Source organism: Erwinia sp. 198 (genome assembly GCF_003937915.1).
GTDB lineage: Bacteria > Pseudomonadota > Gammaproteobacteria > Enterobacterales > Enterobacteriaceae > Erwinia > Erwinia aeris.
In genome coordinates this window covers 54,739-69,327 of sequence record NZ_RHUM01000012.1, presented here as the reverse complement: position 1 = coordinate 69,327, position 14,589 = coordinate 54,739, and the positions used below count along the sequence as shown (strand labels likewise).

The 14,589-nt window shown below is 54.7% G+C and carries 15 protein-coding genes; 5 read left to right on the top strand and 10 right to left on the bottom strand.

What is annotated here, in order from left to right:
- Positions 1-212 precede the first annotated feature (212 nt).
- On the top strand, positions 213-608 hold the full coding sequence (locus EGK14_RS16570) for a transposase (RefSeq protein ID WP_125290204.1): 396 nt from the start codon (positions 213-215) through the stop codon (positions 606-608).
- Between the two features lie 878 nt (positions 609-1,486).
- On the opposite strand, the gene EGK14_RS16565 is transcribed toward EGK14_RS16570, so the two are convergent.
- Both EGK14_RS16565 and EGK14_RS16560 read right to left on the bottom strand, forming a co-directional pair.
- A complete protein-coding gene (locus tag EGK14_RS16565) occupies positions 1,487-2,446 on the bottom strand; it encodes a DMT family transporter (RefSeq protein ID WP_125290203.1) in 960 nt (319 codons plus the stop codon).
- A 77-nt stretch (positions 2,447-2,523) separates the two neighbouring features.
- Positions 2,524-3,348, bottom strand: a complete 825-nt coding sequence (locus EGK14_RS16560; protein ID WP_125290202.1) for an AraC family transcriptional regulator — start codon at positions 3,346-3,348, stop codon at positions 2,524-2,526.
- Positions 3,349-3,579: 231 nt separating this feature from the next.
- Here EGK14_RS16560 and EGK14_RS16555 point away from each other — a divergent pair, with 231 nt between their 5' ends.
- The gene (locus EGK14_RS16555; RefSeq protein ID WP_125290201.1) at positions 3,580-4,515 is read left to right on the top strand and encodes a VirK/YbjX family protein; all 936 of its coding nucleotides are present in this window, start codon (positions 3,580-3,582) and stop codon (positions 4,513-4,515) included.
- Between the two features lie 44 nt (positions 4,516-4,559).
- Here the strand turns inward: EGK14_RS16555 and EGK14_RS16550 are convergent, their stop codons facing one another.
- Both EGK14_RS16550 and EGK14_RS16545 read right to left on the bottom strand, forming a co-directional pair.
- Positions 4,560-4,991 (bottom strand): DUF3828 domain-containing protein, encoded by a 432-nt coding sequence (locus tag EGK14_RS16550; protein WP_125290200.1) that lies wholly within the window; start codon positions 4,989-4,991, stop codon positions 4,560-4,562.
- A 109-nt stretch (positions 4,992-5,100) separates the two neighbouring features.
- A complete protein-coding gene (locus EGK14_RS16545; protein ID WP_125290199.1) occupies positions 5,101-5,799 on the bottom strand; it encodes an alpha/beta fold hydrolase in 699 nt (232 codons plus the stop codon).
- A 309-nt stretch (positions 5,800-6,108) separates the two neighbouring features.
- Here EGK14_RS16545 and EGK14_RS21315 point away from each other — a divergent pair, with 309 nt between their 5' ends.
- Positions 6,109-6,285: a hypothetical protein gene (locus EGK14_RS21315; RefSeq protein ID WP_158616061.1), complete on the top strand. Its 177-nt coding sequence runs from the start codon at positions 6,109-6,111 to the stop codon at positions 6,283-6,285.
- Between the two features lie 101 nt (positions 6,286-6,386).
- Here the strand turns inward: EGK14_RS21315 and EGK14_RS16540 are convergent, their stop codons facing one another.
- From EGK14_RS16540 to EGK14_RS16515, 6 genes are all read right to left on the bottom strand, one after another.
- Positions 6,387-7,655: a phospholipase D-like domain-containing protein gene (locus tag EGK14_RS16540; protein ID WP_233598521.1), complete on the bottom strand. Its 1,269-nt coding sequence runs from the start codon at positions 7,653-7,655 to the stop codon at positions 6,387-6,389.
- On the bottom strand, positions 7,648-8,280 hold the full coding sequence (locus tag EGK14_RS16535; RefSeq protein ID WP_125290197.1) for a MotA/TolQ/ExbB proton channel family protein: 633 nt from the start codon (positions 8,278-8,280) through the stop codon (positions 7,648-7,650). The genes EGK14_RS16540 and EGK14_RS16535 overlap by 8 nt, the downstream gene beginning before the upstream one ends.
- Positions 8,281-8,297: 17 nt before the next feature.
- Positions 8,298-10,541: a TonB-dependent receptor gene (locus EGK14_RS16530; RefSeq protein ID WP_125290196.1), complete on the bottom strand. Its 2,244-nt coding sequence runs from the start codon at positions 10,539-10,541 to the stop codon at positions 8,298-8,300.
- A 28-nt stretch (positions 10,542-10,569) separates the two neighbouring features.
- Positions 10,570-11,292: an energy transducer TonB gene (locus tag EGK14_RS16525; protein WP_125290195.1), complete on the bottom strand. Its 723-nt coding sequence runs from the start codon at positions 11,290-11,292 to the stop codon at positions 10,570-10,572.
- Between the two features lies 1 nt (position 11,293).
- On the bottom strand, positions 11,294-11,701 hold the full coding sequence (locus EGK14_RS16520; RefSeq protein ID WP_125290194.1) for a biopolymer transporter ExbD: 408 nt from the start codon (positions 11,699-11,701) through the stop codon (positions 11,294-11,296).
- Positions 11,702-12,429: 728 nt separating this feature from the next.
- On the bottom strand, positions 12,430-13,083 hold the full coding sequence (locus EGK14_RS16515; RefSeq protein ID WP_158616060.1) for a transcriptional regulator: 654 nt from the start codon (positions 13,081-13,083) through the stop codon (positions 12,430-12,432).
- 167 nt (positions 13,084-13,250) lie between these two features.
- Here EGK14_RS16515 and EGK14_RS16510 point away from each other — a divergent pair, with 167 nt between their 5' ends.
- On the top strand, positions 13,251-13,637 hold the full coding sequence (locus tag EGK14_RS16510; RefSeq protein ID WP_125290192.1) for a RidA family protein: 387 nt from the start codon (positions 13,251-13,253) through the stop codon (positions 13,635-13,637).
- A 15-nt stretch (positions 13,638-13,652) separates the two neighbouring features.
- On the top strand, positions 13,653-14,570 hold the full coding sequence (locus tag EGK14_RS16505) for a pyridoxal-phosphate dependent enzyme (protein ID WP_125290191.1): 918 nt from the start codon (positions 13,653-13,655) through the stop codon (positions 14,568-14,570).
- Positions 14,571-14,589: the final 19 nt, after the last annotated feature.

Sequence of the window (14,589 nt, the reverse complement as noted above, 5' to 3'; positions counted from 1 at the left end):
ATAACAAAAAGCGCTTTATCGAAAGCTAACCAGGTGCTTTGCAAATAAAATAGGAGAAATCCCATGATGATATTTATTCATAATCCCTTAACTTAAAGCCTGCAATTCAAATCGCGAACTTAACGTCGCTGTCCTGATTAATGGATAAATTAGATCCATTCTTTAGTGCAGCCATTCTCATCACTTTATAGTTAAGAAAGGTAATAGCATCCATGAGAAAGTCACGATATACAGAAGAGCAAATCACCAGTGCCATTAAAGCATCTGAATGCGGCGTAAAGGTTAAGGAGATTTGTGAAGAACTGGGGATTTCTGAGGCCACATTCTACAGCTGGAAAAAGAAATACGCCGGATTATTCTCTGAAGAAGGAAGAAAAATCAAAGAGTTAGAGGAGCGCGTACACAGTATGGAACGCGAACTCCAGATGCTCTCTTCTGATAAAGAAATGCTACAGAGCGTACTGAAAAACTTCTTTACTACCAATGATAAGCGTCAGGCGGTTAATTTTCTTCAGGACACTTTTGATATCGGCACGCGCCGGAGCTGCCGCTTGTTGGATATTAGCCGCAGCGTTTATCATTATCCTTACAACTGCGAGAACCAATAATTGCGACGCAGCGCGCAATTTTTTTACTGTTCAGGACCAAATTAAAATATTCCGATCTTTAATTAAAAAGTACCGTTCCTTTTTATGGCGACCTGATTCGGTGATGAGTTTATTCCTATAAACCCGCCTCGCCAGGCCACCACAATTGATCGTCACCAGAAAAATTACATTACTTTCATACAGTTAACAGCGCATTTATCTTTTGGGTCAACGATAAATGCGCCAATTCTGACATAAAACCTTCTTACAAATCAGCCCGAAAATCCCGTGTCAGCTTCAGTAATGGTAATACTTCTCGGTTTACGAATGGTTTACATTTCTCACTGTTTCCTGCGGTTCGCTGAGCGTCGTTTTTCGCGAAAAGCCCGCCGCCACTGCCCCTCCCGCTTCGCCACGCTGCGTTCAAGACCAATGATAATGCAACACAACTTAACATTAACAACCTTTACGACCGGCTTTGATGTGAAAAGCTAATCTTTTTCTGTGATTTATTAATGTATCAATCTACCGGGCTTTGTCTTTTCATCCGCCGCTGCTCATTAAAATTTGAGTTAAAAATGGTTTGTTGTCGCTAAAACAGTCTCAAAAAAGAAGAAATATTGAATGTGTAGTAAGCGTTGACTGTATTTGAAAATAACGAAATCCGATTAGCGATTATTCTTATAGCGGAACAATCGGTCGCTGTGTCATAGCGTTGTTTGAGGGAAACCGCTTTTTTTCTTCGCCGCATCGAAAAAAAACGTGATAAAAATCACACATAGAGCTAAAAATTTCCGGAAATTGCTGCCAGCGGCAATAAAAAAGAGCACAAAAATCGCTCTTTTTTTTACCTTAATCAAAATAACCCGCCAACCAACGTGCCCTTTTTGGCCAGTCTCTTAAGAAAAGACGGATTTTTTAACCGGTTCAGGTTTGATACGCGTCACCAGCACTACGCCCACTATCAGGGCCAAAATGCCGCAGATCGTGACTGCCGAAGGCCAGCCCTGCCTTAATAAAAAGGTGTAAGCCAATGCCGCCAGCGTTTCAAAAACAATCAGTGGGCCAACCAATACGGTGGGTAAACGCTGGCTGGCTTCGTTCCAACACAAAGCGCCCAGCCAGGAGCAGAGCAGGCCCAGCGCGATCGTTAAGGCGATAAAAAGAGCGGGATGAGGACCAAAAGGCAGCGAAAAGTCGGGACGGGTAACGTGCAGCTGGATGCTCACCAGCAGATAGCCCACCAGCGCCAGCGGCAGCGTGGCTATGCCCTGCGCCGTCGCCCAGGTCGTCGCGCTTCTCTGCGGATGCGCGCGTAACCAGCGCGCGTTACGTAGCGGATACCATGTCCAGCAAATCATTGCCATTACCGCCAGCCCTACACCACTCAGGTAGCGTGGCAGATCGCCATGCTGAGCGCTGTCCTGCCATTCCGCAACGTTAACGCAGCCTAATCCCAGCGCGATCAGTAGCAGTACCGGCATCAGCTTTCGCCACGGCAGCCGCCCTTCATGGTGCCCATAAAACAGGTTAGCGCTGACGGAAATAACTACCGGCAACGTGCCGATAATCATACTGGAAACAGGTGCGCCGGTACGCTGAATAGCGCTGGCTAAAAAGGTGTAATAAAGAAGGTTACCGACCAGCGCCAGTTTGAGTGCTTCTCTCCAGTCGTCGCGCGACAGCTGACGCAACCGGCGTCGATCCTGCCACGCCAGCGGAAGAGCAATCAGGCCGAAAGCCACATAGCGGCCTACCGACTGTAGCGCGCCCGGATAATCCGGCACCAGCAGAGGCACGACGAAAATAAGTCCCCACATCAGTCCCGCGCTCAGGGCAAAAATGACACCAGCAAACATAAACAGCGATCCCGTTAATTAAAGCGAAAACGCTATTCTGACGCGCCGTCAGGGGAAAAGATTGTAGCAGATTGCGCTTAGCCTCTTATCTGCTTCTGATAGCGCACCGGGGTAGTGCCGTAGCGGTTAGCGAAACTGCGGGTCAGATGAGCCTGATCGGTCAGGCCTACCGCCAGCGCAACGTCAGCGGCCGGGCGGCCCGAGGCCAGCAGCTCTTTTGCGCGCCACAGGCGAAACGCCATCAGCATCTGATGGGGCGTAACGTGATACTGCGCCTTAAACTGTCGTTGAAAATGCCAGGGGCTGAGCGAGACCAGCGCCGCCAGCTCGTTCAGGGTAATACTGTCAGCAAGGTTGTCGCGTAAATACTCTTTTATGAGGTCGAAGCGGTGCCGGGGCGCGGCTGCCGCCTTATCGCCAATCCGGGCGCAGGGACGTAAAAGATCGATCGCGGTCAGTAAAATGCCGTCTCTCGCCAGCGGATCCCGCACCTGCCAGAGCATAGCCAACAGCGCGGAAAGCCGGGCCGCTCGTGGCGGATCGAAGCGCACTGCCTCGGTAAACCACCAGCCCTGCTCGCCCGTTATGGCGGCCAGCCGCAGCGGATCGAGATAGAGCATACGATACTGCCACCCTTCTTCGCTGGCCGATTCGCCGGTATGCAGCTCGTCCGGATTCATTAACACCAGCGATTGCGCGGGCGCCATATGCACAGCGCCGCGATAGCGAAAACGCTCCGCGCCTGCGTCTATCGTACCGATGCCGAATGCCTCATGCGTGTGCGGCTCAAAGGCGTAGCGCGAAATATGCGCCTGATAAAGCTCCACGCCCGTCAGCCCGGCAAGCTGGCAAAAGCGGGCGCGATCTTTTTCATCATTAAACTGCGCGGGTACACCCTGCAAGCAAGCCTCCGGAAAATTAAGCGAGGATCTCTACTGCTGAAAACAAAAGTATAACGTCATCAGCAACGTCATTTTTAATTTGCTCGTTTTATGCAATCAATTTGGCATAAGTGATTAATAAATTAAACAATCATTCAACCGACAGGCAATGCTCTTAACTTGTAAATCAACATTTACTCAATGTTGAAGTTGCCGGTGTTCAACTGAGTTTTTTCCACTGGAACGCCGAAGATGTCCGATATCACATTTACGTCAGGTCAGGAGAGCAGCCTGACCTTTTTTCTGTCGCTGGTTACGGGCAGGCTGAAACCGGGCAAACTGTGGCATGACCGGGAATATCGCCTCAAGTATCTGTTTCGCTCGCTCGCCTGTCCGCGGCAGACCCTGAAACTGGCCGATGCGATTATTCATGAGCCGGTAATGCGTGAAATGCTGGCCGTCCAGCATACGCTGCCGAGCAAGATCCATCGACCCTACCTGTATAGCGGTATGCCGGTGGCCGACCGGGCCGGGGCGATTATCACGCACTACCGATTCGCCAGAGACCTGCCTTACTCGGTCTTTCGTCAGGCGCTGCTTAGCCAACAAGGGGCGGAGCTGCTGCGTTTTGCAGGCAAAGGCGGCGAAAGCTTTTCCATTACCATGGCCTGTACCGGACGCTGTGAAAGAGAAGGCGAGGTTAATCTGTTTTTCAGCCAGGACGGGATCAAGCTGGCGATAGTGACCTTTGCCATAACCGCACAGCAAGGTGAAAAGGTAGTGATAATCGGCGGTATTCAGGGCGCGCATCGCGATACGCCGCACGAGCTGATCCGTTCGGCGACCAGGGCCTGCTATGGTTTATTTCCGAAACGCCTGCTGATGGAAACCCTGGCGCTGTTCTGTAAGGCAACGGGGATGACGCAAATTCTGGCCGTCAGCGACACCGGCCATATTTTCCGCAGCTGGCGCTATCGCCTGAAAAAGAAAAGTCTGTTTCATGCCAGCTACGACGAGTTCTGGCAGACGCTTAACGCTGTTCCGCTGTCGTCGAAGCTCTGTCGCGTGCCTGTGACTTTTGCGCGTAAGCCGCTGGAGGAGATAGCCAGCAAGAAACGGTCGGAATACCGGAAACGTTACGAACTGCTGGACGCTCTTGCAGAGCAGTTCACCGCGCATATCCGCTGATCCGCGTGCCCCAGGTGACCGTACCGGCCCGCGGGCGGTTCACCTTAGCGATTTTCCTTTGCCACATCATCAATTTTCCAGCCGTCGCGATCTTTGCGCATCGTGACCAGCAGCAGCTGACGATCCTCCGGATCCTTGCCCAGCGCCACGTCGCCGGAAGCGGTTTCGCCGTTGACGGTAAACCGGCTAACGCTGACGTGATCCACCCAGCTGTCGCTGTAATCCTGATCCTGCAAAAAGAAATCGTCGTCCATGCCGTCAGGGCTTTTAATCAGCACGTTGATCTTTTGCAGCAGCTGCGGCGTGACATACTGATTTAACACCGGATCGTGCTCGTCGATCGGGCTTTCATCCTTGCTCAAGGCGCTAAGATACCAGCTGTAAAAAGCCTGGCTTACCTTTTGCGGATCCTGTTCCGCCGCGCCAGCCTGCGACGCCAGTAGCGCTATACCCAGCGCCAGTATCCATTTTTTCATCAACAAATCTCTGCCCGTTACGCTTTTGCGTGGCGGCTCCACGCTGCCGGTTAATTTACCTTTTCATCGCCCTGAATGAACCCGTTTCCGCATTATTTTTGGTAAATGTTTATACCGCGTCGCGCCGTAGCCAACGGGTCATGACTTCAGCCAGGGCGGCAGGCTGTTCCAGCGGCAACATATGGCCCGAATCCTCGATAATTTCCAAATCGGCGTGCGGAATACGTTCATACAGGGTGTGCGACTCGGGCATCGTGCGCATACGATCCTCGGCAGCGGCGATAACCAGCGTCGGGCACCTGATTTGCGACAGCAGATGGCTATCGCTGTTGCGCGCCATCAGCAGCTGACGACAGTAAGCCTCTTTCCCCACTCGCAGGCTCATCTGGAAAATTTGCGTTTTCAGCTGTTCATCGGTGGCATGTTTTTTACTGAGCGAAAGCGCAATGCTTTTCTGCCCCAGCCCGCGAAAGGCACCGCTTGCCGACTGTAGCGAGCGTGCCGTGGCCGCTTTAAAAGCCTTTAGCTGCGCGCTGTCTTCCGCGCTGGAGGTAGCGATCAGGATCAGCTTTTCTACCCGCTCCGGCGCCTGGCGGACCGCTTCGCGCGCCACAAAACCGCCCATTGAAAAACCCACCAGCGTAAAACGCTCGGGCGCCTGCCGCAGCACGCTGGCCGCCATCGTCTCAAGCTCGCTTTCAGTGGCGAGATCGCCGTAAACCAGCGGGCCAAACGGTGCCAGATCCGCCGCTACCGCCTGCCATAGCCCGGCGTCGCACATAACGCCCGGCAATAAAACCATTGCCATGGGTTCCTCCTTTTATCCGGGCTGAGAATAACATCTATACAACAATATGTTGAGCCTCGCTCCGCCTGTTTAAGAGGAACAGCAATGCTGCCGGACAGCGCACAACGGATACTGCAACAGCCTGCAAAATCGGACGACGAATGCGAGCCATGCCGGAATCCTCAATGCTTTTCCGCTGTGTTTCCGCTGCGCCGTCAGAAAAACTCTCCACTTTTTATGTGGCTATAGATTATCGCGCTGCCGCAAATCGCTATCTTAATTACCGTAAGCGTTAACTTTGCCGTGCAGACCGCAATGGAGGGTAAACAGATGGAGATACGAGTCACCAGGCTGGAAACCGATGTCTGGCATATGCTGGGAGATATTCAGGAAATCAAAAGCGGCCTCCACGAGTTTAAAAAAGAAGCGCGCATAAATTTTCGCCGGCTGTTCGGCGCTATTGTGCCCACAACTCTGGGGCTGGCTTTGCTGATTGCCTGGCGGTGACAGGGCCTGCCCGCTGGAGACAGGTTATCCTTTACGGGCCGGGTTGTGGCGACAGCGAGTGCTGCTGATGCTTTATACCGGTTTCTCCTGTTGCCCCATGCTTAGCGTTCTGGTGCGTCCGGGCGCAACGCATTTTTCCGCAGCAGGCCGCCCGGATCGGGCGCAGGATAGTCGGTATCAATACGTAACGGCGCGGCATAACCGCTCTGCCACAGCTGCTGATAAAGCGCATCCAGCCGTGCCGCCATGACGGCGTCATTCAGCACCAGCTCCAGGTTGCGTGAATTATCAAAGTAGCCGCCGCTCCAGTTACTGGTGCCTGTCCAGGCCAGCTCGCCGTCGATAGTCATGATCTTACTGTGCACGACGCGGGCATAGGGAATAAAGCCGCTGCTCGCCTCCGGTATCGTCACGATTTTTATCGTCACGCCCGGTACCAGCGCCAGACTTTTCAGCCAGGCGATGTCGGGCTGTTTGGTATTCCAGTTGGCGACCATTAGCTCAACCTGTACGCCACGCGCCGCTGCTGCGCGCAACGCATTGTCAATTACGGCATAAAAGGGGCGGGTGCGATTTTCGCCAAACGACAGCGGCGCATATTCCATTACCTGCACCCGAATACGCTTTCTGGCGGAAGCAAGCAGCTGCGGCAGCACCAACTGTGAATCGGGAATACCTGCCGGATTCCAGGCGCGCGGGCTGGCGATCAGATAACGGCCGGCGCGAAGATCGGCAGGCAGAGCATCCGTACCGGTTTCGGGTACCTTTTCGCCCGCCTCCAGCAACGGCTGCGCGGCCCAGTCGTGATCAAAGATGGCGGCAATTTGCGCTACAACAGGCGCGTCGTTAATCAGCAGGCCGGTTTCCTGGATATGCTCCAGCGCCCGCCAGTCGAAGTTCTGGCTGCCGACAAAGCTCTGCCTGCCATCCACCAACAGGTATTTTGCATGAATAATACCGCCAGCCAGGCGGGCGAAAGGCATAACGCGCAAGGTTAATCCCGGAATGGCTTTCAGCTGCGCCAGCGTTTCCGGCGTACTGAGCTTCAGCCCCTTTTGATCCATTAAAAACCGAATTTTTACGCCGCGTTCGCCAGCCTGCCGCAGCGTCTGGATCACCTTATCCAATCGCGAACCCGGCTCGTTGGCCACATAAAATTGTGCAATATCGATCTGTGTACGGGCGCTGGCGAACATCTCTTGCCACACCACGGCGCTGCTGCGCAGATCTGACGCCGTCAGCGTGGTTTCGGCAGGGGCATCATAAACCAGTTCATAACCCGCGACGGCGAACTTTGCCTCACCCAGCGGGCTGAACAGCAGCAGCCCGCCGCACAGCAGCCTTTTGCACCGCTGCGCAAGATCATGCATAGCGGCGCACGCCATTGTCCTGCGGCCCGGCAACAGGATCGGCCCGCTGTACGGGCGTAGCCGCCCGCAACAGCAGCACCTTAAGTAATTCATTAATGCGCTCCATACGGTTCTGCAAAAAGTTATTGCTAACCAGACAAACCAGCGCAATAGCAATGCCTAATCCGGTGGCATACAGCGCGGTGCCCATCCCGGCGGAAACCTGGCTGGCGTCCGACACGCCTGCCGCCGCCAGCGCTTTAAACGTGTCGATAATTCCCATTACCGTGCCCAGCAGCCCCAGCAGCGGCGCGGCGGTTACTACCGTTTCCAGTAGCCACAGGCCGCGCGTCATGGCCGCTTTGCTCAGCAGATACTGCGCGTCGACCTCGTCGCTGAGCGCCTCGGCTGAAGCCTGCCCTTTACGTGCCAGTACGGGCTGCACTGCGCGCAGCGGCACGCTACTGCGTCGGGTTACGCTTTCCGGCAGAGCGTGCGTTTCCGTCGTCATTACCGCCGCCAGCTGGCTGGCCTGCCGCCGCGTCCACGCAAACCAGATAGATCGTTCAATGATAATCACCAGCGCTGCCGCCAGCGAGAAGTACATGACATAAAAGATTGCATCGTGCATCAGGGTTGCATTCATCTTCTTCTCTCTTCCGGTTAAAAAGTGGCTTCCAGCGAAACGCTGTAGGTACGCTCTACGCCAACATTGTAATAAGGTGTGGCGGCGCCAAGACCGTTACGCGCATCGGCGTTAAACACCGTAGTGCGCGCCGACGTCAGGTATTCTTTATCGAGCAGGTTGAGGATGCCGAAGCGCAGTGCGGCGCTTTTGACGATCTTTTTATCCACTGGCAAATAAACGCCTGCCGCCAGATCGAACACCGTTCTGCCGCCCACTTTTTCATCGTTGGTCATGTCGCCGTAAAACGCGCCGACATATTTTCCGCTGACGCTGCTGTAGTAGCGGCCATCATCGTAGCCCAGCGTCAGGTTCAACAAATTTTTGGGCGAGTTGGGCAGCTGCTTGCCGCTGGTCGGCAAAGGGATACCTTCCCGCGTGACGTTATCTTTCTGCCCGGAGTCGGTATAGGTGTAAGACGTGTAGTAATTGAAGTTATAGGGCAGTTTGCCGCTCCACTCGACCTCCAGGCCCCGATTCTCCACCTTGCCAACGTTCATCATTTCATAGTCGCCGTCCGGATTGGTGGTGGAAATTTGACGATCGGTATAGCGCAGATAAAACAGCGTGGCGCTGAGCAGCATATCGTCCCGCTGAAAGCGCCAGCCCAGCTCATGGTTCCAGCTCAGCTCCGGTTTAGTATTAATCGAATCGCCGACGTTATAGAGCACGTAGTTTTGCGGCGTACGCATATTGCGCGTCAGGTTGTAAAACACCTGATTCTGCCGATCGAGCCGATAGCTGGCGCTGAAGTTCGGCAGGAACTTGTGATAGGTGGCATGGCGATGCTCCGGCGCGTTTGCCAGGCTGCCTTTGTTTTCGCCGCGACGATCGACGTGTTGCCAGGCCAGACCGCCGACCAGCGTCCAGTCGGGCGTGACGAACCAGCTATCCTGTAGCCAGATTTTTTGCGCAGGCGTGATGGTATACTGGTTGCGGCCCTGCACGGTGTTACCGTTGGCATCCTTTACCTGCCCGGCGCCGTTCGGATCGCCCCACAGGTCAGCTGGATTACCGTCGCGCTTGATCGCCACATAAGGCTGCGTTTGTAGCTGGCGAGCGCGTTCATACCAGTAGCCCAGATCCAGACTGTGTTGCTCGTTGATATCCCACTTTAGTTTAGTCGTGATGCCGGGCCGCCAGGTTTGTGTCCACGACGGACGATAATAAGTATTGCTGGTCAGGTTGCTGAGATCGTACTGGCCCGCCCGATCGGACGTTGGCCCCAGCGTGCTGGCGCTCTGGCCGGTAAAGCTGCCGCCGTTGCCCCAGTAGTAGTAAGGCTGCAACGTCAGCGACAGGTTATCCTGTAGCTGGAGTTTCTGCGTAAAGCTGAGGGTGAAATTCTCAAACGGGTTACGGTTCAGCTTGTAGTATCTCAACAGCTGACCACGGCTATTATACTGCGGCATAGCGGAATAATCGTTGGCGTAGCGTCCGTCCTGTTCAAACTGCGCCTTGCTTAACGTGTTGTAATTGGCATTTTCCTGACGGTTATACTTCATAATCAGGCTGCTGCTGTTGCCATTTTCCGCCTCGAAGAGTGAGTTCATCTCAAATTTATTGGAATATAAGCGTCCTTCGCCGCGCCATTTTTTCGCTTCGGTATGCGAATAAGAGAGCCAGTTACTGAAGCCGTTATATTCGCCGGTTTCCAGACGGGCGAAGGTTTTACTCAGATTGTTACTGCCCAGCGTCTGCTTCACAAAGCCGCCGAAATCTTTTGCGGGCCTTTTAGTCACCAGACCGATATTGCCGCCGCTCGATCCAATATGAGGGCCGTCCGCCTCTGACGAGCCCTGAGTCACAAACACCTCTTCGATATTTTCTGCGTCGCCTACCAGATTAGGGTAAACCGCGTAGTTGCCGGAGTCGTTAATCGGAATGCCGTCGATCGACAGGCCAATCTGATCGGAATTCATGCCGCGCATGGTGTAATCAACGCCGCTCAGACCGCTGGCGTCGTTGCTGTTAACGTTCAGGCCGGGCGTATATTTCAGTCGATCCAGCGCGTTTCCCGCCATATCCGCCTGTTTCTGCATCGCCTCTTTAGTAATGGTAGAACGCGCTTTCGCTGACTCTTCCTGTACCATCATGCCGCCGCCCAGCGTCTCGCCCTGGACATTAATGGCACCGACATCGGTACTCTCTGCTGCCTGTGCCGTCATTGATAAGGCCGACATCACCGCAAGGCACACCCCGGAACGTATAAAAATGCTCATTATTATTTCCTGTGTTGATGTCAGGCGCTCACGGCGCCCGATAATTCAGCGTGGCGGTAAAGCGCCTGCTGCTTTGTCCGGCGAAGGCGTCGGCCGGGAACGGCTTGACCTGCCTGATATTTTGTAAGCTGCCCAGCGCGGCACGATTAAGCAGCATATTGCGAGCTTTACTGCTGATGCCGGAAGCCAGTACGCGACCGCTGCGATCGACTTCCAGCCAGATCTCCACGCTGCCTTCCGGGCGTTCCAGCGAGGCCTGACGGCCGGTGGGATAGCGTTTTTGTGCTTCCAGATCGTGACGTAGCCCTGCGATCCAACCGCTTTCGATGGCGCCATTGTTGACGCGCGGTGTGACGGGTTTGGGCGTGGCAACCGGCGACGCGGCGGGTATCGGCTTTGCAACGGCGGTCGGTTTAACAGAAGCCCCGGCTGGCTGGCTCGCCGTTTTCGGTTTTGGCTTTGGCTTTGGTTTGGGCTTCGGCGGCGGCGCAACGGGTTCAGGCGAAGAGAGCGTCGGTTCCGGCGGCGTTTCCTCTACGGGCTGAGGCTCGGGTTCCGCTGGTGGTTCGGCAGGCGTTTCAACCGGCGGTGTCTCAGCCGATGGCGGTTCCACCAGCGCCAGTTCCATGGTTGATTCGTCGTAGCGCGGTTCGATTTTCAGCGTGGCGTGCTGGTTCATCAGCACCCAGCCAGCCGCCATCAGCACGGGCAGCCAGCTAACAACATGGCGAAAGCGATAGACGGCGTACATGTCATAGTTTCCGTGTTGCGACAGAAATAGCGGTAAAGCCGCCCTGCCGCAGGCAGTCCATTACGGCAATCAGCCGCTCGACGGGCACGCTTTTATCGCTGTTAAGCACGATCGCCGTTTTCTGTCCGTCTTCCTGCTGCGCTTTCAACTGGTTAACGAGCGTTTCTGGCGTAACCGGTTGCCCGTCCAGCTCCAGACGGTTATCCATGCCCAGCGTAACGATGGCGTGCTGCTGCGGTTTTAACTGCTGCGCGCTGGCCGCGCCCGGCAGCTGAGTTTTCATTCCCTGGGAAGGAATAACGTTCAGGCTGATCAGAACAAAAAACACCAGCAGGAACATCATCACGTCAATCATCGGGATCAGTTCAATATGGGCTTTGTTTTTAACAGGTTCATTCCAGCTACGCATCAGGCTCTCCCTCTTTTTGGAAGGCCAATATAGAAGCGGAATGTTTATTTTTAGTTACACTTTTAAGATAAATAGATGGATCATTACGATTAACTTACGTATTAGTAACGGTAGGAAAGTAAAGAAGGGTGCGCGCGGGCTTTGCGAAGAGCGTCTGAAACCGAAAAGAATTATCAATCATAATATAGGTTTAAATAAGTGAATGCCGTTCAAAAAAATAAATAACTCATTGATAACAGGGTAATTAATAAAAAGGCATGTAATACATAGCGCTTTGTTATAGCCGAAAAGCTTGTTATCACGTTCGGACGGAAGGACTTCATCAGGCCATTCATTCCCATTTAAGGAGGAATACGAAACTTTGTTACTCTCCCGGTGCCTGCTCGCTAGCCCGGCATATCGTCCATCACGCAACTCGCCTGGCGCACGAGCTGGAGTCTGTGGATTTAAAGACCAAAACTCCCCGCGGCGGCAAATACTTTCCGGCCATCAACAGCAAAAGTTATGTGTCCGCGTGGGCGCTGGACAACGGTAGGGTGATAACTAAAGGCGCGGCGATCTCACAATATTTGGCGGATTGAAATCCCGAAAGCGGCCTGCTGGCTGCGCAGGGCGAAGCGCGCTACGCCGTGCGGAAGGCCCGATCTGAATCGCTGCGCGCAGCGAGGTTACCCTGCACAACCCGCGCTTATCCGGCCTTTTGCGCACGGTAAAAGGCCGGATAAGCGCTACGATTTTTTGATTTCATCCAGATAGTTGTAAATGGTGTAACGCGTAACGCCCAGCGCTTTCGCCGCTTTTTCCACGCCGCCGCGCACGATAAACAGCCCTTTATCCTGCATAACGCGTACTATCTCCGTCTTCTCTTTCTTCGACGCGCCCGATATGCCTGAAGGCGGCATAGCGGAACGAATAATCTCGTTCATACGCGTTTCCAGGCTGGAGACGTCCCCGGCCGGCGCGCTGGCAGGCAGCAGCTGCCCAAGCAGGGCCCGCGCGGTTTCCACCGCCGCGTGATCCGCGTTAAAGCACAGTGAAATCAGCGGCTGATGATTTTCGTCCCTGAACATAACGGTAGAGCTTTGCAACGCCGCGCCGCGCGCGCTGGTGGTGCGATAATCTTTAAAAACCTGCGGATTTTCTCCGGCTGGCTCCTGCTCCAGCAGGCCCAGAAAACCCAGATCGTTTTCAGGCGCGCTCTGTAGCGGGCTGCCCGGCTTGCGGCCCGAAATATGGCCGTTGATAATTTTCACCACCGAAGAAGCGGGCTGCGTGAGATCGTGCAGTACGATCTCCAGGTGCTGGCCGGTAACCGACGCGAGCGCATCCATTACCGCGCTCATTTCCCCGATCAGCCGCGCTTTATCTTCTTTACTGGTCATAGCTTTCCTCCGGCAAATGTGAGCCCGCACCATATACACAGTTTGTTGCAGGATCAACGCAAACCTTAGCCAATATCAACACAACGTTGATTAATCAATTTTTTGTTGATAACTTATCGTAACCCCCGCAGATTGCACTGCCCTATAGCCTTAACCCTGGACAAGCTATGCATCAGGCCATTGTTTTTCATCCGGGCACGCTGCCCTTTCCTTTCTCCCGCGCCACGGAGGTCGGAGGCATTCTCTATCTGTCTGGTCAGGTTGCCGTGACGGAAAAAGCCGAGCCGCTTTATGGTGATATAACCAGCCAAACGCGCCATATCCTGAGCGCGATTGAGGCGACGCTGGCCTCGCTGGACGTGGGCCTTGACGCTATTTTTAAGGTCAACGTCTGGCTGTCCGATATGCAGCATTTTGCTGAATTTAACCGGGAATATGCCCGCTGGTTTAACGCCGCCTTCCCGGCCCGCTCTGTCGTAAGCAGCAAACTGGCCTTCGATCTGGATGTAGAAATAGAAGTCCAGGCCGTCTCTGCCGATGCCCATTTTCGTTAGCCTTCAGGAATAAATATGCACCTACACCACGCTACGCCGCTTATCCCGTCACGTCCTCTCAGCCTGCTGACCGGACGTGAAGTCTGGCTGAAGATGGAAGCGTTTCAGCCGCCCGGCTCTTTTAAAATCCGCGGCATCGGGCTGGCCTGCCAGCACTATTTACGTCAGGGCGCCGAACGCTTCGTCTCTTCCTCCGGCGGCAATGCGGGCATGGCGGTCGCCTGGGCCGGTCGCCGGCTGGGCGTACCCGTCATCGTCGTCGTGCCTGAAACTACTTCCGCCCGTGCCGTCGAGCTGCTGCGCCAGGAGAATGCAGAGGTTATCGTACACGGCGCCTCCTGGCAGGAAGCCAACCATTACGCTCAGTCGCTATTGGGCAGCAAGGATGCTTTTCTGCACCCGTTTGACGATCCGCTGCTGTGGCAGGGCCATGCCACAATGATCGATGAAGTGGCCGCTGACGGCTGTAAACCTGACGTGGTGATCCTGTCGGTTGGCGGCGGTGGCCTGCTGAACGGCGTGGTGGAAGGGTTGCAGCGCAACGGCTGGCACGATGTCCCGGTGATGGCGGTAGAAACCGAAGGCGCAGCCTCTTTTCATGCGGCCCTCCAGGCCGGTCATACCGTTGAGCTGACCGCTATCAACAGCGTTGCGGGTTCGCTGGGCGCAAAGCGCGTCAGCGAACAATCACTGCGCTGCGCCGCCACGCATCCGATTTACAGCGCGCTGGTCACCGACAGGCAGGCTATTGCCGCGTGCAGCCGCTTCCTCAACGATCATCGCGTGCTGACCGAGACAGCCTGCGGCGCGAGTCTGGCTGTCCTTTACGACAGCCATCCGCTGCTGGCGGCGTTCCGGAAACCGCTGGTGATTGTCTGCGGCGGCGCCACCCTCACGGCGGAACAGCTGTGGCATCTGTCCGAAAAGCGCTAAAGCCTGTAAAAGCGTCTGG

Excerpts from the sequence above, each read along its gene's own strand:
- EGK14_RS16570 (WP_125290204.1), top strand. The coding sequence starts at position 213 with ATGAGAAAGTCACGATATACAGAAGAGCAAATCACCAGTGCCATTAAA.
- EGK14_RS16565 (WP_125290203.1), bottom strand. The coding sequence starts at position 2,446 with ATGTTTGCTGGTGTCATTTTTGCCCTGAGCGCGGGACTGATGTGGGGA.
- EGK14_RS16555 (WP_125290201.1), top strand. The coding sequence starts at position 3,580 with ATGTCCGATATCACATTTACGTCAGGTCAGGAGAGCAGCCTGACCTTT.
- EGK14_RS16550 (WP_125290200.1), bottom strand. The coding sequence starts at position 4,991 with ATGAAAAAATGGATACTGGCGCTGGGTATAGCGCTACTGGCGTCGCAG.
- EGK14_RS16545 (WP_125290199.1), bottom strand. The coding sequence starts at position 5,799 with ATGGCAATGGTTTTATTGCCGGGCGTTATGTGCGACGCCGGGCTATGG.
- EGK14_RS21315 (WP_158616061.1), top strand. The coding sequence starts at position 6,109 with ATGGAGATACGAGTCACCAGGCTGGAAACCGATGTCTGGCATATGCTG.
- EGK14_RS16540 (WP_233598521.1), bottom strand. The coding sequence starts at position 7,655 with ATGCATGATCTTGCGCAGCGGTGCAAAAGGCTGCTGTGCGGCGGGCTG.
- EGK14_RS16535 (WP_125290197.1), bottom strand. The coding sequence starts at position 8,280 with ATGAATGCAACCCTGATGCACGATGCAATCTTTTATGTCATGTACTTC.
- EGK14_RS16530 (WP_125290196.1), bottom strand. The coding sequence starts at position 10,541 with ATGAGCATTTTTATACGTTCCGGGGTGTGCCTTGCGGTGATGTCGGCC.
- EGK14_RS16525 (WP_125290195.1), bottom strand. The coding sequence starts at position 11,292 with ATGTACGCCGTCTATCGCTTTCGCCATGTTGTTAGCTGGCTGCCCGTG.
- EGK14_RS16520 (WP_125290194.1), bottom strand. The coding sequence starts at position 11,701 with ATGCGTAGCTGGAATGAACCTGTTAAAAACAAAGCCCATATTGAACTG.
- EGK14_RS16515 (WP_158616060.1), bottom strand. The coding sequence starts at position 13,083 with ATGACCAGTAAAGAAGATAAAGCGCGGCTGATCGGGGAAATGAGCGCG.
- EGK14_RS16510 (WP_125290192.1), top strand. The coding sequence starts at position 13,251 with ATGCATCAGGCCATTGTTTTTCATCCGGGCACGCTGCCCTTTCCTTTC.
- EGK14_RS16505 (WP_125290191.1), top strand. The coding sequence starts at position 13,653 with ATGCACCTACACCACGCTACGCCGCTTATCCCGTCACGTCCTCTCAGC.